17 protein-coding genes and 1 pseudogene are annotated in these 18,405 nt (G+C 61.6%); 11 read left to right on the top strand and 7 right to left on the bottom strand.

All coding sequences use genetic code 11. The features are described 5' to 3' along the window. Nucleotides 1-25: 25 nt before the first annotated feature. The 3 genes from AWU82_RS11280 to AWU82_RS11270 all read left to right on the top strand — a co-directional run bounded on the left by AWU82_RS11280 (nt 26) and on the right by AWU82_RS11270 (nt 2,576). Nucleotides 26-1,240 carry a cytochrome c biogenesis protein DipZ gene (locus AWU82_RS11280; protein WP_064382359.1) on the top strand — a complete coding sequence of 405 codons (1,215 nt, stop codon included), beginning with the start codon at nt 26-28 and terminating at the stop codon, nt 1,238-1,240. 218 nt (nt 1,241-1,458) lie between these two features. Next, nucleotides 1,459-1,731: a DUF4242 domain-containing protein gene (locus tag AWU82_RS11275; RefSeq protein ID WP_064382358.1), complete on the top strand. Its 273-nt coding sequence runs from the start codon at nt 1,459-1,461 to the stop codon at nt 1,729-1,731. 32 nt (nt 1,732-1,763) lie between these two features. Next, nucleotides 1,764-2,576, top strand: coding sequence for a class I SAM-dependent methyltransferase (locus tag AWU82_RS11270; RefSeq protein WP_064382357.1), 813 nt, complete (start codon nt 1,764-1,766; stop codon nt 2,574-2,576). A gap of 52 nt (nt 2,577-2,628) precedes the next feature. Here AWU82_RS11270 and pcsA read toward each other — a convergent pair whose 3' ends face one another. After that, entirely contained in the window at nt 2,629-3,351 is a 723-nt protein-coding gene (gene pcsA / locus AWU82_RS11265) for a phosphatidylcholine synthase (RefSeq protein ID WP_064384128.1), read from the bottom strand. Nucleotides 3,352-3,611: 260 nt separating this feature from the next. On the opposite strand from pcsA, the gene AWU82_RS11260 reads away from it, so the two are divergent. The 4 genes from AWU82_RS11260 (at nt 3,612) to ligD (ending at nt 9,407) form a co-directional block, all read left to right on the top strand. Further along, a complete protein-coding gene (locus AWU82_RS11260) occupies nt 3,612-4,334 on the top strand; it encodes a tellurite resistance TerB family protein (RefSeq protein ID WP_064382356.1) in 723 nt (240 codons plus the stop codon). A 167-nt stretch (nt 4,335-4,501) separates the two neighbouring features. Continuing rightward, complete coding sequence (locus AWU82_RS11255) at nt 4,502-5,878, top strand: iron-containing redox enzyme family protein (protein ID WP_064382355.1); 1,377 nt, start codon at nt 4,502-4,504, stop codon at nt 5,876-5,878. An 11-nt stretch (nt 5,879-5,889) separates the two neighbouring features. Then, nucleotides 5,890-6,843, top strand: coding sequence for a methyltransferase (locus AWU82_RS11250; RefSeq protein ID WP_064382354.1), 954 nt, complete (start codon nt 5,890-5,892; stop codon nt 6,841-6,843). Between the two features lie 17 nt (nt 6,844-6,860). Next, nucleotides 6,861-9,407 (top strand): DNA ligase D, encoded by a 2,547-nt coding sequence (ligD, locus tag AWU82_RS11245; RefSeq protein ID WP_064382353.1) that lies wholly within the window; start codon nt 6,861-6,863, stop codon nt 9,405-9,407. Here ligD and AWU82_RS11240 read toward each other — a convergent pair whose 3' ends face one another. Beyond that, the gene (locus tag AWU82_RS11240) at nt 9,408-9,812 is read right to left on the bottom strand and encodes a hypothetical protein (protein WP_170929003.1); all 405 of its coding nucleotides are present in this window, start codon (nt 9,810-9,812) and stop codon (nt 9,408-9,410) included. A 114-nt stretch (nt 9,813-9,926) separates the two neighbouring features. Further along, entirely contained in the window at nt 9,927-10,241 is a 315-nt protein-coding gene (locus AWU82_RS11235; protein WP_064382351.1) for a DUF2388 domain-containing protein, read from the bottom strand. A 248-nt stretch (nt 10,242-10,489) separates the two neighbouring features. Here AWU82_RS11235 and AWU82_RS29565 point away from each other — a divergent pair. Next, nucleotides 10,490-11,200 (top strand): annotated as a pseudogene (locus AWU82_RS29565) (MCP four helix bundle domain-containing protein); the annotation flags it as partial. Nucleotides 11,201-11,239: 39 nt separating this feature from the next. Next, nucleotides 11,240-12,103, top strand: coding sequence for a methyl-accepting chemotaxis protein (locus AWU82_RS29560; RefSeq protein WP_418333522.1), 864 nt, complete (start codon nt 11,240-11,242; stop codon nt 12,101-12,103). Nucleotides 12,104-12,143: 40 nt separating this feature from the next. Here AWU82_RS29560 and AWU82_RS11225 read toward each other — a convergent pair whose 3' ends face one another. Next, nucleotides 12,144-12,569, bottom strand: coding sequence for a nuclear transport factor 2 family protein (locus AWU82_RS11225; protein ID WP_064382349.1), 426 nt, complete (start codon nt 12,567-12,569; stop codon nt 12,144-12,146). 432 nt (nt 12,570-13,001) lie between these two features. On the opposite strand from AWU82_RS11225, the gene mqo reads away from it, so the two are divergent. Further along, nucleotides 13,002-14,651: a malate dehydrogenase (quinone) gene (gene mqo, locus AWU82_RS11220; protein ID WP_064382348.1), complete on the top strand. Its 1,650-nt coding sequence runs from the start codon at nt 13,002-13,004 to the stop codon at nt 14,649-14,651. 66 nt (nt 14,652-14,717) lie between these two features. Here the strand turns inward: mqo and AWU82_RS11215 are convergent, their stop codons facing one another. From AWU82_RS11215 to AWU82_RS11205, 3 genes are all read right to left on the bottom strand, one after another. Beyond that, nucleotides 14,718-15,146: a nuclear transport factor 2 family protein gene (locus AWU82_RS11215; protein WP_064382347.1), complete on the bottom strand. Its 429-nt coding sequence runs from the start codon at nt 15,144-15,146 to the stop codon at nt 14,718-14,720. A gap of 402 nt (nt 15,147-15,548) precedes the next feature. Beyond that, nucleotides 15,549-16,415, bottom strand: a complete 867-nt coding sequence (locus tag AWU82_RS11210) for a CAP domain-containing protein (RefSeq protein ID WP_064382346.1) — start codon at nt 16,413-16,415, stop codon at nt 15,549-15,551. Nucleotides 16,416-16,545: 130 nt separating this feature from the next. Continuing rightward, nucleotides 16,546-17,316, bottom strand: coding sequence for an alpha/beta hydrolase (locus tag AWU82_RS11205; RefSeq protein ID WP_064382345.1), 771 nt, complete (start codon nt 17,314-17,316; stop codon nt 16,546-16,548). Nucleotides 17,317-17,427: 111 nt separating this feature from the next. Between AWU82_RS11205 and AWU82_RS11200 the strand changes: the two genes are divergently transcribed. Further along, on the top strand, nt 17,428-18,372 hold the full coding sequence (locus AWU82_RS11200; RefSeq protein ID WP_084777020.1) for an aldo/keto reductase: 945 nt from the start codon (nt 17,428-17,430) through the stop codon (nt 18,370-18,372). Nucleotides 18,373-18,405 lie beyond the last annotated feature (33 nt).

Below are 18,405 nucleotides of genomic sequence, written 5' to 3'. Positions count from 1 at the left end.
ACCCCTCATTCAAAAGGTGAACCTCATGTTTCTCATCGCTTTCCTGGGCGGTCTGTTGACTGTCCTCAGTCCGTGCATCCTGCCGGTGGTGCCGTTTCTGTTCGCCGGTGCCGACCGCACCCGTTCTTCGATCCTGCTGACCCTCGGCGGCATGGCCCTGACCTTTGCCCTGATCTCCAGTCTGGCGGTAGTCAGCAGCGAGTGGGTGATTCAGGCCAGCAACACCGGTCGCCATATCGCGCTGGCGGTAATGGTGCTGTTTGCGCTGTCGCTGATTTCCGCCCGTATCGGTGACTGGCTGGCCCGACCCTTCGTGCTGCTGGGCAATCGTCTCGACCCCGACGCCCGGAAAAAGACCGGGCCCATGGCGTCGATCATGATCGGTGTCGCCACCGGTCTGCTGTGGGCGCCGTGCGCCGGCCCGATTCTCGGCGTGATCCTCACCGGCGCCATGCTGCAAGGCGCCAACGCTCACACCAGCCTGTTGCTGCTGGCCTACGGCGCGGGTAGCGCGCTGTCGCTGGGAACGCTGATCTTCGCCGGTCGCGGCTTGGTCAACCGGCTGAAGCCGTCGATTCCGTTCACTGGCTGGTTCCGCCGTGGTGCGGGTGTTGCGGTGCTGGCGACGGCGGCGGTGATCGCCACCGGTGCCGACAACCTGCTGTTGGCCAACACCTCGTCCCAAGGCGTGGCGTCGGTCGAGAAAAGCGTGCTGGAAAACGTGCCGAAAGTGGTGGACTACTTCGTCAGCAAAGTCCGTGCAGACTCGACCGAAGACGAGGCGAGCAAAGGCGCGATGCCGTCGCTGGCCGGCGCAGTGCAATGGTTGAATTCGCCGGAACTGACGGCCGATTCCCTGCGCGGCAAAGTGGTGCTGGTGGACTTTTGGACCTACGACTGCATCAACTGCCAGCACACCCTGCCGTACGTCAAAGAGTGGGAGAAGAAGTACGGCAAGGACGGCCTGGTGGTGATCGGCGTGCACACCCCGGAATACGGTTACGAGCGGATCATCGACAACGTCAAGGATCAGGTGCACAAGCTCGGCATCACCTACCCGGTGGCCATCGACAACAACTACGCGATCTGGCGCAACTTCGATAACCAGTACTGGCCGGCGCATTACCTGGTCGACGCCAAGGGGCAGGTGCGTTACACCCACTTTGGTGAAGGCAGTTATCAGGCGCAGGAGCAGATGATTCAGCAACTGCTCAAAGAGGCCAAGGCGCCTGCGGCCTGATCAATGAAAGCGAATGGTCCGGGGTAAATCTTCCCGGGCCGTTTCGCTTTTCCCGTATCTGTTTCGAGGCCTTTACAAAATCCCGCCATTCATCGGCCAACGCCCGGTTTTATGGGCTCTCCGGACGATTGACAGGGACGCCGGCCAGCGCCCGCGCGATAGTGGCGGAGCAGGGTCGATGCCGGCCTTGTCACTGATAAAAAGAAAGCGAGGTTGCCATGCCGAAGTTCGTGATTGAACGCGAGATTCCAGGAGCCGGAAAGCTATCGGAGCAAGAACTCAAGGCCGTATCGCAAACGTCCTGCAACGTACTGCGTGAACTCGGCCCAGAGGTGCAGTGGCTGCAGAGTTATGTGACTGCCGACAAGATTTATTGCGTGTACATCGCACCCAACGAGGAACTGGTGCGCGAACACGCCAGGCGTGGGGGATTTCCGGCCAACAGCGTGTCCCGGGTGACGAGCATCATCGACCCGACGACCGCCGAGTGACGCTTGACCCTTCTGCCGTGGAGCACCCATTCATGAGTACCCCCATTGATCTCACTGCCCTGAAGGAACGTCAGAAAGTCGCCTGGGCCAGTGGCGACTATGCCTTGATCGGCACCACGCTGCAGATCGTCGGCGAAACCCTCGCCGAAGCCTGCGACCTGCGCTGCGATGAAGAAGTGCTGGACGTTGCTGCCGGTAACGGCAATGCCACGCTGGCGGCGGCGCGCCGGGGTTGTCTGGTGACGTCCACCGACTATGTCGCGGCGCTGCTGGAACGCGGGCAGGACCGGGCGCGCGCCGAGCATCTGGACGTGACCTTTCAAGTCGCCGATGCCGAAGCGCTGCCGTTTGCCGATTCCAGTTTCGACGCAGTGCTGTCGACCTTCGGCGTGATGTTCGCCCCGGATCAGGCGAAAGCGGCCAAGGAGCTGGCGCGGGTCTGTCGCCGGGGCGGACGGATCGGCCTGGCCAACTGGACGCCGGAAGGCTTCGTCGGCCAGATGTTCAAGACCCTCGGGCGCTATCTGCCACCGCCACCCGGTGCGCAGCCGCCCTCGAACTGGGGCGCGGAAGCCTGGCTGCATTCGAACTTCGATGATCGCCAGTTCCAGGTCCAGGTGACCCGCCGCCACTTCAACTTCCGCTATCGCTCGGCGGCGCACTTTATTGATGTGTTTCGCCATTGGTACGGCCCGGTGCACAAGGCGTTCGCGGCGTTGCCGCCTGAGAGCGGGCAGGCGCTGGAGGCGGATCTGACGCTACTGATCGACGGGTTGAACCGGGCGGGAGCGGAATCGATGGTGGTGCCGAGTGAATATCTGGAGGTCGTCATCACCAAGCGCTGAAACCATTGTGGGAGCGAGCTTGCTCGCTCCCACAGGGATCCCTACAGAGCTTCTATTTCAGATGCGCACCGTCAAACCACTCCAGCGCCGTGCGCCAGATGCAGATGCCGAGAAAGTACGCCGACGCCAGCAGCCACAGGCCCATCACCAGCGGGTTGATTACCGGGTGGTTCAGCACCAGCGACAGACTGCACAGCAACCAGATCGCCGTCACAGCAATGTTGATCGGCATGAACCGACGTACCCGGAACGGGTGCAAAAACTTCATCCGGGTCACGGTCAGCAGCGCCAGGCCAATCACCGTCAGGAAGGTGATCCATGGCCCCGGATCGATGATGTACAGGCACAAGGCAACCACGTTCCACGCAGCGGGGAAACCGACGAAGTAGTTGTCCTTGCTCTTCATATTGACGTTGCAGAAGCAGAACAGCGACGACACCAGAATCAGCGACACGGTCAGCAGCTGGGTGTAGTCGGGCAGGGGAATGTAGCGATAGATGAACAGTGCCGGAATGAACACGTAGGTCAGGTAATCGATCACCAGATCGAGGATCGATCCATCGAAACTCGGCAGCACCGACTGCACGTTGACCTTGCGCGCCAGCGCCCCGTCGAGGCCGTCGACGATCAGCGCCACGCCCAGCCACATCAGGCAGTGGGTCGGCTGGTTTTCCAGCAGGGCAAGGGTGGCCAGGAAAGCGGTGACCACGCCGGTCGCGGTGAAACCATGGGCGCCCCAGGCCTTGAGCCTGGCGATGTGGACGGTCGATATCACGAAGGCGTTCTCCAGAAAGTGCAGCAAGCCGCGTAAACCCTTGGGCAGCAAGGGCGGCGACCAACCGGGTCGGGGTTGCAGCTATCGACCGGTCGGGCCGGGTCAAGGTTCACCCATTCGTGAAGATTAGCTGGCCGGGGAAAAATTTCTCTGGAGAATCACTCGCCCATGGCCACGTCAGCCCAACGGTGCTGGCGCAACGCATCAGGAGGGCTATCGTTGCCTGACGCAGTCATACCCCTTTGCCTGAGGACGACGTCATGAACACCAGCGATCTGCTCGAACAACTGCTGCGAGGCCAGGCCTCGGCGGGACAACCAGGTGGCGCGTCGGCCGGTGGGGGACTGGGCGGGCTGCTCGGTGGTTTGCTGGGCGGTGGCGGTGTTTCCGGGGGTGGATCTCCGGCTGGCGGACTGGGTGGCCTGGGCGGGCTGCTTGGCGGATTGCTCGGCGGTGGCGGCGCGCTGGGTGGCGGCACGCAGCGTCGTTCCGGCGGCACTAATTACGCGGCGCTGGCCTCGCTGGGCATGATGGCGTTCCAGGCGTATCAGGCCTGGCAACGCAGCCAGGCGTCCGCCGCGCCGCAGCAAACGCCGCAAACTGCGGACCTGCTGTCCGGCCCGCAAGTCGAAGAGCACAGCCACGCCGTTCTGCGGGCGCTGATCGCGGCAGCCAAGGCTGACGGGCGGATCGACGACTCGGAAAAACACCTCATCAGCAGTGAAATCGGCAAGCACACCGATGACCCGAACCTGCAGCAATGGCTCGACGATGAAGTCGCCAAACCGCTGGATCCCACCGAAGTGGCGCAGGCGGCGCAGAACGATCCAGCCATGGCCGCCGAGATGTACCTGGCCAGCGTGATGCTGGTGGACGATCAGCAGGACGCCGAGCGTAATTATCTGGATGAACTGGCAGCGGCGTTGCAGATCGACCCCGAGTTGCAGGTCCACCTGGAGCAGCAGGCCAAAGGCACGGCCTGACCCTCTCATCCCACAGCCTTCGACCGCTCTGTTCAAGCAAGGAGCGAGCCGAAGGCTCCGTCCGTCAGGGCAATTTTCAAGCCGATTGAATTTTTGACGCGCCAAGCCTCTCTGCTGCATTAGAGGCGAGTGACTGAGCGTCCTGCCAATCGATCGAGAATATTGCCATGACTGTCCTGACTCACCTGCAAGCTGCCCCCGCCACATCGCGACCGCTCGACTCTTCGGGTGAGTTGCGGCGTATCCATGAAGCGCTTTTAGCCGACGAACATCCGCAGCCACTGGCGCGCGCCTTTCTGGAAGATCAACTGCTGCAAGCCGCGCAGTTGAAGGAAGAACTGCCATCGGACCCCACGCAGTGGCATGCCTGGGTGGCCGAGCACTGCGCCGATGTCGCCCGGCAATACGCCGACTACCTGCAACAACGCAAGGCTGGAGGCGCACGGCAGTTCTTCAGTTGCAAGGCTCATGCGCAGTATTTCCTGCAAGCGGTGGCGCCGACCAAACTGGTCGATGGCGCCTGGCTCTACGGCTTGCTCGGACAGTGGCGCGATCCGCGCTTCAGTAGCCTGATCAGCACTTATCTGGAAGAACTGGGCGAGGGCAATCCGGCCCAGAACCACGTGGTGATCTACCGCCAGCTGCTAGCCGAACAGGGCCTCGAGCCCAGCAGTCCACTGCCCGACGAACGCTACCTGCAAGGCGCGCTGCAATTAGCCCTGGGTGCCTGCGGCATGGATTTTCTCCCGGAGGTGATCGGTTACAACCTTGGCTACGAACAGTTGCCCTTGCACCTGCTGATCAGCAGTTACGAGCTCAGCGAACTGGGGATTGATCCGTACTATTTCACCCTGCACGTGACCATCGACAACGCCAGCACCGGCCATGCGCAAAAAGCCGTTCAGGCCGTCCTGGATCTGTTGCCTCTGGAAGCCGATCGCAGCGATTTCCTGCGCCGGGTATCGCTGGGCTATCGACTCAATGATCTGGGGCAGGGCAGCCGCGCAATCATCGAGGGCTTCGACCTGGAGCGCGAGTTGTTGGCGATGCTTGAACGCAAGTGTCCGTTCGCGCAACACATGCACTCCGACTATTGCCGCTTCGAAGGCAAGACCGTCAATCAGTGGCTGGCCGATCCGCAGCAGCTCTCCGGGTTCCTGCAGGCCATGCAGGACAAGGGCTGGATCAAGCGCCACGAAGATCCACAGAACAGCCGCTTCTGGCAATTGATCGATGGCGATGGCGCGGCGATGTTCGGCGTGTTCAGCGCCTATGAAAAACAACTGGTGCATGACTGGATTGCCGGTGACTGGATTTCTGCGGACAAACCCGTCGCGTTCCGCCGCCGCCCCTCGGTCCCCGCGCCGATCGAGGTGCCCGAACAGGACCCCGATGTGCAGCGCCTGAATGCGGCACTGCAAGGGCAGAACGCTCACAGCAAAATCACAACGTTGATCCCCTGGCTCGCCCCGGCACGCCATGCGCATCCGGCCGGGCTGCTCGCCACTCGCCGTTTCATCCAACTCAAATCCGGCCAGCGTTAAGGAAATCATCAATGAATCAGGAAGAACAACTGTCTGCCAACGATTTGGTGCTGCTGCAACTGGGGCGGCGCCTGCAGGCCGACGGCTATCGTTTCATCACCCCGACTCCGCTGACTCATCAACGGGTCAACCAGCGCGACGAAGGACAGGCCGCCGATGGCCTGCGGGATGTGTTCGGATGGTCGCGTCCGTTCGAACCGGGCCTTCTGTCTGCCGATGAACAGCGACAATTGCAGGACGCCCAGGTGATTGATGCGTTCGACGGGCGCTTGAAGAGCCGGGTGCGCTGGTCGAGCCTGGATGACTTGCTGTTCGTGCATTCCGGATTCCCCACCGATGCTGCCGACTCAGTGTTCTTCGGTCCGGACACCTATCGCTTTGCCCAACTGATTCACAGCCATTTGCAGCAGAACTTTGCGCCGATCCACCGGGCGGTGGACATCGGTTGCGGCGCCGGAGTCGGCGCGATCCTGATTGGCCGTGCCCGGCGCGAAGCGCAAGTGCTGGCGGTGGATATCAACCCCGCCGCGCTGCGCCTGACCACGATCAACGCGGCGCTGGCCGAAGTGGCCAACGTCGAGGTGCGCGCCAGTGATGTGTTGCAGGGCGTCGACGGTGAATTCGACCTGATCGTCGCCAACCCACCCTACATGGCCGATCCGGCCGGGCGAGCTTACCGCCACGGTGGCGGGACGCTGGGGGCGGGCCTGTCGCTGCGGATCGTCGAACAGGCGCTCAATCACCTGACCCCCGGCGGCTCGCTGCTGCTCTACACCGGTGTGGCGATGGTCGATGGCCGCGATCCTTTCCTCGACACCGTATTGCCACGGCTGGATGAAAAACGCTTCGGCTGGACCTACCGCGAACTCGATCCCGATGTGTTCGGCGAAGAGTTGCTGAATCCCGGCTATCAGCGCGTCGACCGGATTGCCGTGGTCGCGCTGACGGTGACTCGAACAGGCTGAAACAAGGCAGGTGCAGGATGAGCAGGAATCTCGACGACTACAACCGGATGCGCGACTTTTCGGCGACCTCGGAACCGTCGGCTGACCACCGCCGGGGTAAGAAATCCGCCGGCGACCACGCCCTGCAGTTCTGCATTCAAAAGCACGATGCCTCGCACCTGCATTACGACTTTCGCCTGGAACTCGACGGCGCGCTCAAGAGCTGGGCTGTGCCCAAGGGCCCGTCGCTGGACCCCAAGGTCAAGCGGCTGGCGGTGCATGTCGAAGACCATCCGCTGGACTACGCGACGTTCGAGGGCAGCATTCCCGAAGGGCATTACGGTGCCGGCGATGTGATCGTCTGGGATCGCGGCGTGTGGATTCCGCAGGAAGACCCGGAGAAAGCCTACGCCAAGGGCAAGCTCAAATTCGAACTGCGCGGCGAGAAGCTTGCCGGGGTGTGGAACCTGGTGCGCACCCACATGCCGGGCAAGAAAGAGCAGTGGTTTCTGATCAAGCATCAGGACAGTGCCGCACGCCCGCAAAGCGATTACGACGTGCTGGTCGCCGAGCCCGACAGTGTGCTCAGCGAGCGCACGATCGTCGACAAGCCCCGGCTCAGTGCGAAGCAGGTCAAACCCCTTCAAGGCCCGGCGAAAGCACCGCGCAAGTCGGCCTCGGGCAAGCTCACCGGGGCGCACAAGGCCAAAATTCCCGCGCAGCTGAAGCCTCAGCTCGCCACGCTGGTAGAGAGTGCGCCGGAGGGCGATTGGCAATACGAAATCAAGTTCGACGGCTATCGGATCATGGCGCGCATTGATCAGGACGAGGTGCAGTTGTTCACCCGCAATGGCCATGACTGGACGCACAAATTGCCGAAACAGGCGCAAGCCCTCGCGGCGCTGGGCCTGGAGTCGGCGTGGTTGGATGGTGAGATGGTGGTCGCCGACGCCGACGGCGTGCCGGACTTTCAGGCCCTGCAAAACGCGTTCGATTCGGGACGCAGCGAAAACATCGTCTATTACCTGTTTGATCTGCCGTATCTGAACGGTGTCGACCTGCGCGAGGTGCCGGTGCAGGAACGGCGCGCAGCGCTGGCCACGGTGCTGAAAGCCCACGAAGATCCGCTTTTGCGCTTTTCCGAAGCGTTCGACGAAACCCCGCAGGCGTTGCTCAACAGCGCCTGCCAGATGCGCATGGAAGGCCTGATCGGTAAACGCCTCGGCTCGCCTTACGTGTCGCGCCGCAGCAGCGACTGGATCAAGCTCAAGTGCAAGCATCGCCAGGAATTCGTGATTGTCGGCTACACCGATCCGAAAGGCGCGCGCAGTTCGTTCGGCGCGTTGCTGCTGGGTCTGCATGATCGTGACAGCGGCGAGTTGCGGTACGCCGGCAAGGTCGGCACCGGATTCAATGAAACCACCCTCAAGAGCATCCTCGCGCAGCTCAAGCCATTGAAGGTGAAGAAACCGGCGGTGATCAATCCGCCCAGCGGTTTCGAGGCCAAGGGTGTGCACTGGCTCAAACCGAGTCTGCTGGCGGAAGTGGCGTTCGCCGAAATGACCCAGGACGGCTCGGTGCGTCACGCCGTGTTCCATGGCTTGCGCGAGGACAAACCGGCCAAGGACATCACCGAGGAGCGCGCCAGACCCATGAAGATTTCAAAGACTGAATCTACCGCGCCGTCGCAATCCGGCTTGGCCGACGGCAAGGTGCGGATCACTCATCCCGACCGGGTGATCGATGCCAGCAGTGGCACCACCAAGATGCAGCTGGCCGAGTATTACGCCAGCGTCGCCGAATGGATTCTGCCGCAGCTCAAGGACCGCCCGGTGGCGCTGGTACGTGCGCCGGACGGTATCGCCGGTGAGCTGTTCTTCCAGAAGAACGCTGAGAACCTGGCGATCCCCGGCATCCGCACGCTGGACAAAGAACTGACCGGCCAGCCGGTGATGCTGATCAACAACGCCGAAGCCTTGATCGGCGCGGTGCAGATGAGCACGGTCGAATTGCACACCTGGAACGCTACCACCACCGATCTGGACAAGCCCGACCGCTTTGTCCTCGACCTCGACCCGGACCCGGCGCTGCCGTGGAAAAGCATGGTCGAAGCCACAGCGCTGACCCTGACTGTGCTGGATGAGCTGGGCCTCAAGGCGTTTCTCAAGACCAGCGGCGGCAAGGGCATTCATCTGGTGGTGCCGTTGACCCGCAAGCATGGCTGGGACGAGGTCAAGGATTTCAGCCACGCCATCGTCACGCACATGGCGAAATTGTTGCCGGAGCGTTTTTCAGCGGTGTCCGGGCCGAAAAATCGTGTCGGGCGGATCTTCATCGATTACCTGCGCAACGGCCTGGGCGCCACCACCATTTGCGCCTACGCGGCGCGTACCCGTGAAGGGTTGCCGGTGTCGGTGCCGCTGTTTCGGGAAGAAGTCGGCGAGATCAAGGGCGCCGATCAATGGAACGTGCGCAATGTTCACGAACGGCTGGCGGAAGTAGGCGATGAACCCTGGGCGGACATCAAGAAAATCCGACAGAGCATCACGGCCGAGATGCGCAAGCGGGTGGGCATGAAAAAATGATCAGGTACCGCGCAGCAAGTCGTGGGCGTTGAGCAGGTCGAAGGCGACTTGCGGATTGTTTTCCAGGCCACGGCGGATGGCGGCCGGGATGGTTTTTCGGGTTTTGCGGCAGAGCCCCGGAAGCTCCTCGACCTCGATTTCGATGCCTCCGCGCACAGTCCGTACTTCACCGAACTTCGGTGCGATCAGCACACGAATGCCTAGCTGATCGAACATCTTGCCTTGCAGCCGCTCGAGGTCGGCGAGGTCTTTGAGGTTTTCCAGACGCTCGAGCAGACGCTTTTCTTCCTCGCGGGTCAGCAACAGGATGCGCACATCCGCGCCGGGCGTACCCAGCAGCGGATCACGCCCGCAGATGCACAGACCCGGCGGGCAAGGGGAGCGGAGTGAGGCGGAAATCGTCATGGCCTCCATCATAGAGGCCGTTCGACGGTTTTGCCCATGGTCGTTCGCCAGCCGTCCATCGGCAGGGCGTAACGGTGGCAAGTCCGTCAGCCACCATCATCGAACGTGCCGTGGTTATTGCGACAGACCTTCGTAGTAAACCAGGATGGCATTGGCCAGCTCTTCATCGCTGGCGTTCAGGCCAGGATTGTCCTGACGCACCTGTTGCAGTACCGATTCCAGGTACACGCCACGGATCGTTCCGCCGCTGGCGACGAATGCGGACAAGTCGTCACGGGCCGGAATCACCATTTTGTGATCCTTGAAGGTCGAGTACAGCGACGCGGAAACCCCCGCTGAAGTAGCCACATCTCCCGCGTCCACGCGGGCGAATGCCGAACCGAAAGGCAGGCACAGCATAAGAGACGAAACGAGTAATAAACGGCGCATGACGGTGTTCCTCCAGCAGCGTAAAGCGAAAAGGAATTACCACATAATGTGAGAGGTGCCGGACAGCCCGGGAGTTCCATGCGCCATGCCGGGCGGTAGTGGCCGTAGAACGAGAACCATCGCACAGTCCGCGTTTTTACCGAATGTAACGACATACCCTGCGACGCTCTAAAGCGGCGGATTCACGTAAATAGGCTTAACTGAAGCGTTGAAAGGCGCCGCGTGGCGCAGCCTGGGAGGAAATCACGGTGTCGATCAAACTGCGTTTGGTGTTGCTGATTGCGACTAGCCTGCTGACGGCGTTGATCGTGAGTCTGGTCAGTTACGTCGGCAATCAGCGGATGGCTTCGGCGGTCAGTGACAACGCGGTCAGCATGAGCGCGCTGCGCAATCACATGGAAGCCGACATGATGCACGACGCCCTGCGCGCGGACGTGTATTCGGCGATGCTGGTGGGGCTGGGCAAAAGCACCAGTTCGGCGGACGAGGTGCGCAGCTCCGTCGAAGAGCATGCGGCGCATTTTCGCGAGGTGCTGGGTGAAAACCTCAAGCTGCCGGTCAATCCCACGATCAAGTCCGCGCTCGAGCAGATCAAGCCAAGCCTCGACACCTACATCAGCGCCGGCGAGCAGATCGTCGGTCTTGCACTGGAAAACCCGGACAGCGCCCAGCAGCAACTGGGGACCTTCAATACCGCGTTCAGCCAGCTCGAAGAACAGATGGCCGCTCTCAGCGAGCTGATCGAAACCAATACCCGGCAGACCAGCGAAGGAACCGAGGCGGCGATCCACAATGCCAATATCGCCCTCGGCATTGTCCTCATTGCCAGCCTGTTGCTGCTGTTGGTTCAGGGCCGCTGGGTGATCCTGAGCATCATGGGGCCGCTGAAGTCCGCCAGTCGCATCGCCGAAAGCATCGCCCACGGCAACCTCAGCGAACCGATCGCCGAACCGTCCGGCAAGGACGAAGCCAGTGCGCTGATCCGCACGCTCGCAACCATGCAGCGCGATCTGCGGGACATGATCGGTGTGGTGCGAAGCAACGCCCACGGCGTCAGCGGCATGAGCGAACAACTGAGCCACGGCTGCCATCAGGTGGCCGACAGCAGCCAGCAACAAAGCACCGCCGCCGGCACCATGGCAGCTGCCGCGAGCCAGATGACCGCCAGCATCGAGGAAATCACCCGTCACGCCGAGCGTGCTTTGAACATGGCCAGCCAGGCCGAATCACTGGCGAAAAACGGCGGGCAGGTGATCCATCAAGTGGTCAGCGATATGGACGACATCGCCCGTTCCGCCCAGCAATCGGCACAGGTGATCCGCACCCTGGATCAGGAATCCGAAGGCATCTTCAATATCATTCAGGTGATCAAAAGCATCGCCGACCAGACCAATCTGCTGGCACTCAACGCAGCCATCGAGGCCGCCCGGGCGGGCGAGCAGGGCAGAGGCTTTGCGGTGGTGGCCGATGAGGTGCGCAACCTGGCTGCGCGCACCAGCGCCTCGACCCAGGAAATCGCCGCGATGGTCGCGCGCATCCAGAACAGCACCCGCGAGGCGGTCAGCAGCATGGAGGCCGGTGTCGCCCAGGTCGACAAGGGCATGGCGGTCACCGCCGACGTCGAACGCGCGATCCGCGAAATCCTCGAGGCCACCCTTAGCACCACGCAACTGGTCAACGACATTACCCGCACCATTGGCGAACAGAGTCAGGCGAGCAACGAGATCGCCCATCAGGTAGAGATGATCGCGGGCATGTCGGAGGGCAACAGCAAGGTCATCGGCCAGACGGCCAATACCACAGACGAGCTGTCGAGTCTGGCGGGGCGGCTGGCGCAGTCGGTGGATCGGTTCAGGTTGTGAGAGCAGGCTCTGCCGCCTTGTCAGCGGCAGAGCTCATGCTTCAGAACTTGTACGCCTGACGCCCCACCAGCAGCCATTTGCCGGACTGCTTCTGCCAGATCTGGAAATTCTCGATTTCCGTCGGCACGACCTCGGTGCCTTTCAGTGCCTGCGCCGAAAAGTGATGGCGCACCAGCGCAGTGTCCCCGGACAGGGTGATGGTCTGGTTTTGCATCTCCAGGGTCTTGAACGCGCTCTTGCCGGTTTCGATATCGGCAATGAAGGCTTTCTTGTCCTGGATCTTGCCGCTGGAGTGGCCGTAGGTGAGGTTGTCGGCGGTCAGGGCGTTCAGCTCGGCGATGTCCTTGTGCAGCATCGCCTGGGTCAGATGGTCGACGGCCTGGGCGACGTCCTGTTCCGCCGGGGCGGCGGCGACGTAGCCGCTGAAAACACAGAAAAGACCGAGCAGCACTTTGCTTTTGTTCATGAAAATTCCTTGTTGTTGTAGGTTTCGGAACGACTGGATCATTTGTCAGTCGTCGTACAACTTATCAGGAACAGGACGGGGTTTGAAAGCGCTTGAGGAACCAATGGAAAACTATCCGGTCGCGAACAGACGCGCGGGTTTGCCATGACGTGATATTCTTCGCGCCACTTGTTTTGACCCCATTCAGTCTGGCGCGCTTTTCGGCGGGCCAGACAGAACCCCTGTCGCTCAAGTAGCTGAAGCCAATAATGATAAGAAGTCAGTTCAGAAGGGACATATAACTGAGGTCGACGCAGCCTGTCGGCCTTGTGTGCCCACCCGTCAAAATTGAAGTGTGCCGGAACCTGCGACGCTGGCCTGAGTGTCGCGAAAAAGGGGACCTCATACGTACAACAGCGGCGGGCGGAAGGCGTTTTATCATAGGTGCAACAGATGTTTAAAAAAGTGAACACAGCCTTGCTGGGGCTGGCTTTGGCGATGGGGATGTCTTCCGCCAATGCCGAAGAAGCAAAGAAAGTCGACGTTCTGCTGATCGGCGGCGGCATCATGAGCACCACCCTGGGTGTGTGGATCAATGAGCTGGAACCGACCTGGTCGATGGAAATGGTCGAGCGCCTCGACGGCGTCGCCCTGGAAAGCTCCAACGGCTGGAACAACGCCGGTACCGGTCACTCGGCGCTCGCCGAGTTGAACTACACCCCGGAAGACGACAAGGGTAATGTCACCATCCCGAAAGCCGTCGAGATCAACGAAGCGTTCCAGGTCTCCCGTCAGTTCTGGGCCTGGCAGGTTCGTCAAGGCGTCCTGAAGGACCCTCGTTCGTTCATCAACACCACTCCGCACATGAGCTTCGTGTGGGGCGATGACAACATCAAGTTCCTGAAAAAACGCTACGAAGCCCTGCAAGCGAGCCCGCTGTTCGCCGGCATGCAGTACTCCGAAGACCCGGCTGTGATCAAGAAGTGGGTTCCGCTGATGATGGAAGGGCGTGACCCGAACCAGAAAATCGCGGCCACCTGGAGCCCGCTGGGTACCGACATGAACTTCGGCGAAATCACCCGCCAGTTCGCCGGTTACCTGCAGACCAAGCCCAACTTCAGCTTGAAGCTGTCGAGCGAAGTGCAGGACATCACCAAGAATGCCGATGGCACCTGGCGCGTCAGCTACAAGAACCTGAAAGACGGCACCAAGACTGAAACCGATGCCAAGTTCGTGTTCATCGGCGCCGGCGGCGGTGCCCTGCACCTGCTGCAGAAGTCCGGTATTGAAGAAGCCAAGGAATACGCTGGCTTCCCGGTAGGCGGCTCGTTCCTGGTGACCGATAACCCGGCCATCGCCGAACAGCACCTGGCCAAGGCCTACGGTAAAGCTTCGGTTGGCGCGCCTCCGATGTCCGTTCCGCACCTGGACACCCGTGTCCTGGACGGCAAGCGCGTCATCCTGTTTGGCCCGTTCGCGACTTTCAGCACCAAGTTCCTGAAGGAAGGTTCGTACCTGGACCTGCTGACCAGCACCACCACCCACAACATCTGGCCTATGACCCGGGTCGGCATCAAGGAATACCCGCTGGTCGAGTACCTGGCCGGTCAACTGATGCTGTCGGATGAAGACCGTCTGAACGCGCTGAAGGAATACTTCCCGAACGCCAAAGCCGAAGACTGGCGCCTGTGGCAAGCCGGCCAGCGCGTGCAAATCATCAAGCGTGATGAAGCCGCTGGCGGCGTGCTGAAACTGGGCACCGAAATCGTTGCTTCCAAGGACGGCTCCATCGCCGGTCTGCTGGGCGCATCCCCAGGCGCGTCGACCGCTGCACCGATCATGCTGAGCGTGCTGCAGAAAGTCTTCAAAGACAAAGTCGCCAGCCCTGAGTGGCAAGCCAAGCTGCACCAGATCGTTCCAAGCTACGGCACCCAGCTGAACAACGATCCAGCCAAAGTGGCTGAAGAGTGGGCCTACACCGCCAAGATCCTGCAACTGCCAACCCCTCCGGTGATTGGCCAGGTTGCAGCTCCAGCGGCGGACGCCTCGGCTGAAAAAGCCCCGGCTCCGAAAGAAAGCGCTGCACGTGACATGGCTCTGTAACCAGACGCCTGACACACGAAGCCCACTGAACCGGTGACGGTCAGTGGGCTTTTTTGTGTGCGGATTTCAGGCCTTGGCGGCCGCCAGATAAGCCCCCAACCGCCGGCCCATTTCTTCGCCCAACGCCTGCAAACCGCTCAACGGCCGCACCATCACCTCGAACTCGACGATCTTGCCCTGTTCATCGAAACGGATCATGTCGATGCCCTTGAGCTCTTTTGCGCCGACTTTGGCGCTGAACTCCAGCACCACATTAAGGCCATCGGCTGTCGCCAGTTCACGGTGGTATTTGAAGTCTTCGAACACATTGAACACGGTATTGAGGATCATCGAGACCACCGGCGCACCGGGGTAGGGGGTATGCGCCATCGGTGAGCGAAACACCGCGTTGGGATCGAGCAGCTCTGGCAGGGCCTCGAGGTTGCCGGTGCGGACCATCTCGTGCCAGCGGCTCAGGGATTCGGCGGCGTTGGGGTGCAGGTTCAGTTCGGACATGGTTTCACTCCTGTATTTTTGTTGTTCTTGGCGCGGCGCCCATGACTCTAGATCAAAGCGGCGTAATGGAAACCCTCTGTATCGATCTGAATATCGACCCATGCGCCAGCCCGATCCATCTGATCCGCTTTTTCATATCGAATCTGCATCTGTAACCATCTCAGCCACGGGCCCAAAATGGCCCTGCCGTTCGGCCATACGCGACGCGCTTCATTCCGGAGCGCTCGGTGCGCCGGACATTCAGTATTCAGGAGGCCTTCATGGCTAAGATGGCGATTTTCCTCGGCGGCTTTCTTGTGTTGACCATCATGATCGGCGTCCTTGCCACGATTTCTCCGGTCTGACGATCAGCCGTCGAGTTGCGACTTGCAGCGCTGCTCGACGATTTCGGATGGAACCGGATCAGGGCGCCCCGAACAGCATCGTCCAGTAAACCCCTTCATCACTGCGCGCCTCACTGGCAAACCCGGCGCCGACCTGGGTGAACATCGGGTTCATCAGGTTGGCGCAGTGTCCGGGGCTGGCCAGCCAGCCGGCCATGGCCTTGCCCGGTGAGCTTTGTCCGGCGGCGATGTTTTCGCCGATCTGTCGGCCACGGTAGCCGGCCGCACGGGCGCGATCTGCCGGGCCGTCGCCGTCCGGGTCGCGGTGGGCGAAATAATTGCCGTAGGCCATGGCCTTGCTGTGGCCCTGGGCGGCGGCGCCGAGTGCCGGGTTCCAGCTCAAGGGCCGGGCAGCGGCGAAGCGCTGGCGGCCGCACATGCGCGGTCGGGCGCGGGCGGCGTTGACCTCCGCCAGCAGGGCCTTGCCGACGCTGCGGTTGTCGCCGACGCGACTGTCGAGCACCGGCCGGGCCAGCACCACTTGCCATTCGCTGCGGGCACGGCTGATGCCGATGTCGGCATATTGACCGTCGAGCAACGCGCCGCAGTAATCGTCTTGCAGCATTTCGAACGCCTCTTCGGCGTCCTGTGCGCCGACGATCCGGATGCTGCGCACCGCCACGGCGGCGTATCCGGAATCTTTCAGTCGCTCACGCAATCCACCGCCGTAGCCATAGCCGACCGGCAACGCCAGATTCGACTTCAGCGTCAGCGGCGCCAGCCGTTGGGCCGGGCGCCGGTCACAACGTTGCGGATGGGCGCGGTAGTCGTTGATGGCGGCCACCAGTTGCCGCTCGGCGCCGGCGTGGGCAGAGGGAGAAAACAGGGGAGAAAGGATCAACAGGCACAGCGAAACGAAGCGAGACGAACGTACGGCGTGGCGCATGGGACGCAAAGCTCTGAACAAAGACAGCACTGAAGGAAAGTGAACCGCAGAACGCGGCGCGGGTAGGACTGGCCTTTTTGCACTTGGTTCACGAGGCGACGCCGGGTTTCTACGGCTGCCGACGAAGTGCTCAGCGATTCAACACATCCTGCATCCATTGCAGATATTGCGGCCGTTCGGAAATCGAATTGTGTGTTGCGTCCGCCACCACTTTGAGCGTGGCCACACCGTCGGGAAAACTGTGCAGCAAGCGCTCGGTGCTGGCCCGTGGAATCACCTCGTCATCACTCGCCGCCAGCAGCAGCGTCGGCACGCGAATGTGCGCCGCGTACTGGCCGGACTGGAAACGATCCTTGAGCAACCACTGCACCGGCACCCACGGATATTGGCGGGCGGCGATTTCTTCGAGGCTATTGTAGGGCGTGACCAGAATCAGTCTCTCCACCGGCCGCTGGCTGGCCAGCCGCACCGCTACTCCGGAACCGAGGCTGCGCCCCAGCAGCGCAATCTGCGGGTGACTGGCATACACCTGATCGAACAGCGCCAACGCATCCTCGGCAATTGCCGCTTCGGAGGGCGAACCACCGCTGCCGCCAAAACCCCGGTAATGCAGCAGATACAGCGAATAGTCAGGAAATGCCTCGGAAAACTCCGGCAGATTGCGCGAAACATCTTCGGCATTGCCGCCGAAATAGATCAGTGCTTTGGGTCCGGCGCGCTCGCGCACTGTCACGCGGATCTCGGCGTCGGGCATGGCCAGCGTCAACCTTGACTCCGGCGAATCGAGGCTGGCGGGCTGGGGAAAATAGATCAGCGCCCGCTGAAACACGAACAGCGCCGCGCACAGGATCAGGTACACGGCGACGATCGATGCGACGAGTGACAACAGGGTTCTGGACATTCGACTAACTTTAACCGGGCGCGCAGGTTGGCTGTCGCAGTGTAGTCCAACGGTTTTGCGGGCCGCGTCAAAACACAAGGTGCAACAGATCCACAGGGCAAGGGCGCCAGTATGAACCACACTGAGGGATATTCCCGCCGCCGGTTGCTGACACTGGCCGCCGGGGTGTCAGCGGTTTTCACCTTTGACCGGGCGCTGGCCGCCATTACGTCGCCGAACGCCACAGGAGCCCAGACCATGCAGACCCGCGCCATCCCTTCGAGCTCCGAGCCACTGCCGCTGGTGGGGTTGGGCACTTATCGCGGTTTCGATGTCGCGCCCGGCGATCCGGTCTACAAGCAATTGCCGGCGGTGCTCGGCGAGCTGTTCAAAAAGGGCGGCACGGTGATCGACAGCTCGCCCATGTACGGCCGCGCCGAGGAAACCACCGGTGAATTGCTGTCGATCCACGAACCGCGCTCACCGGCGTTTCTGGCGACCAAGGTCTGGACCCGTGGTCGCGAGGAGGGCATTGCGCAGATGGAGCAGTCGTTCAGCCTGCTGCGCACCGAGCGCATCGACCTGATGCAGATCCACAACCTGCTCGACTGGCAAACCCATCTGCCGACCCTGCGCGACTGGAAAGAGCAGGGCCGCATCCGCTACATCGGCATCACCCACTACACGCCTTCGGCCTATGACGAGGTCGAAGCGGTGCTCAAGGCCGAGTCGCTGGATTTCCTGCAAATCAACTACGCCCTGGATGATCGCGGGGTCGAGAAGCGCATCCTGCCACTGTGCCGCGAACGCGGGGTGGCAGTGATCTGCAACCGGCCGTTCGGCGGTGGCGATCTGCTCGCGCGGCTCAAGGGCAAACCGCTGCCAGGCTGGGCGGCACAAGTCGGGGCCAGAAGCTGGCCGCAACTGGCGCTGAAATTTCTATTGGCGCATCCGGCGGTGACCTGCGTGATTCCCGGCACCCGCAATCCGCTGTACATGGCCGACAACGCCGGCGCCGGGTTCGGGTTGATGCTGACCGATGCGCAGCGTCAGCAGTTGATTGCGTTGGTGAGTTAGCTATCTCCCGGTGTGATTAGCGCACCAGCACCC

It is taken from the genome of Pseudomonas glycinae (genome assembly GCF_001594225.2).
In the GTDB taxonomy this organism is placed as follows: Bacteria; Pseudomonadota; Gammaproteobacteria; order Pseudomonadales; family Pseudomonadaceae; genus Aquipseudomonas; species Aquipseudomonas glycinae.
The sequence above is the reverse complement of the archived record's forward strand: the minus strand, read 5'-3'. Positions and strand labels throughout refer to the sequence as shown.

What these genes read in the sequence shown, in the direction of transcription:
- AWU82_RS11270 (WP_064382357.1), top strand. Translation starts at nt 1,764, where the DNA reads ATGAGTACCCCCATTGATCTCACTGCCCTGAAGGAACGTCAGAAAGTC.
- AWU82_RS11280 (WP_064382359.1), top strand. Translation starts at nt 26, where the DNA reads ATGTTTCTCATCGCTTTCCTGGGCGGTCTGTTGACTGTCCTCAGTCCG.
- AWU82_RS11210 (WP_064382346.1), bottom strand. Translation starts at nt 16,415, where the DNA reads ATGCGCCACGCCGTACGTTCGTCTCGCTTCGTTTCGCTGTGCCTGTTG.
- AWU82_RS11260 (WP_064382356.1), top strand. Translation starts at nt 3,612, where the DNA reads ATGAACACCAGCGATCTGCTCGAACAACTGCTGCGAGGCCAGGCCTCG.
- AWU82_RS29560 (WP_418333522.1), top strand. Translation starts at nt 11,240, where the DNA reads ATGCAGCGCGATCTGCGGGACATGATCGGTGTGGTGCGAAGCAACGCC.
- AWU82_RS11275 (WP_064382358.1), top strand. Translation starts at nt 1,459, where the DNA reads ATGCCGAAGTTCGTGATTGAACGCGAGATTCCAGGAGCCGGAAAGCTA.
- AWU82_RS11215 (WP_064382347.1), bottom strand. Translation starts at nt 15,146, where the DNA reads ATGTCCGAACTGAACCTGCACCCCAACGCCGCCGAATCCCTGAGCCGC.
- ligD (WP_064382353.1), top strand. Translation starts at nt 6,861, where the DNA reads ATGAGCAGGAATCTCGACGACTACAACCGGATGCGCGACTTTTCGGCG.
- mqo (WP_064382348.1), top strand. Translation starts at nt 13,002, where the DNA reads ATGTTTAAAAAAGTGAACACAGCCTTGCTGGGGCTGGCTTTGGCGATG.
- AWU82_RS11205 (WP_064382345.1), bottom strand. Translation starts at nt 17,316, where the DNA reads ATGTCCAGAACCCTGTTGTCACTCGTCGCATCGATCGTCGCCGTGTAC.
- AWU82_RS11250 (WP_064382354.1), top strand. Translation starts at nt 5,890, where the DNA reads ATGAATCAGGAAGAACAACTGTCTGCCAACGATTTGGTGCTGCTGCAA.
- AWU82_RS11255 (WP_064382355.1), top strand. Translation starts at nt 4,502, where the DNA reads ATGACTGTCCTGACTCACCTGCAAGCTGCCCCCGCCACATCGCGACCG.
- AWU82_RS11200 (WP_084777020.1), top strand. Translation starts at nt 17,428, where the DNA reads ATGAACCACACTGAGGGATATTCCCGCCGCCGGTTGCTGACACTGGCC.
- AWU82_RS11240 (WP_170929003.1), bottom strand. Translation starts at nt 9,812, where the DNA reads ATGACGATTTCCGCCTCACTCCGCTCCCCTTGCCCGCCGGGTCTGTGC.
- AWU82_RS11235 (WP_064382351.1), bottom strand. Translation starts at nt 10,241, where the DNA reads ATGCGCCGTTTATTACTCGTTTCGTCTCTTATGCTGTGCCTGCCTTTC.
- AWU82_RS11225 (WP_064382349.1), bottom strand. Translation starts at nt 12,569, where the DNA reads ATGAACAAAAGCAAAGTGCTGCTCGGTCTTTTCTGTGTTTTCAGCGGC.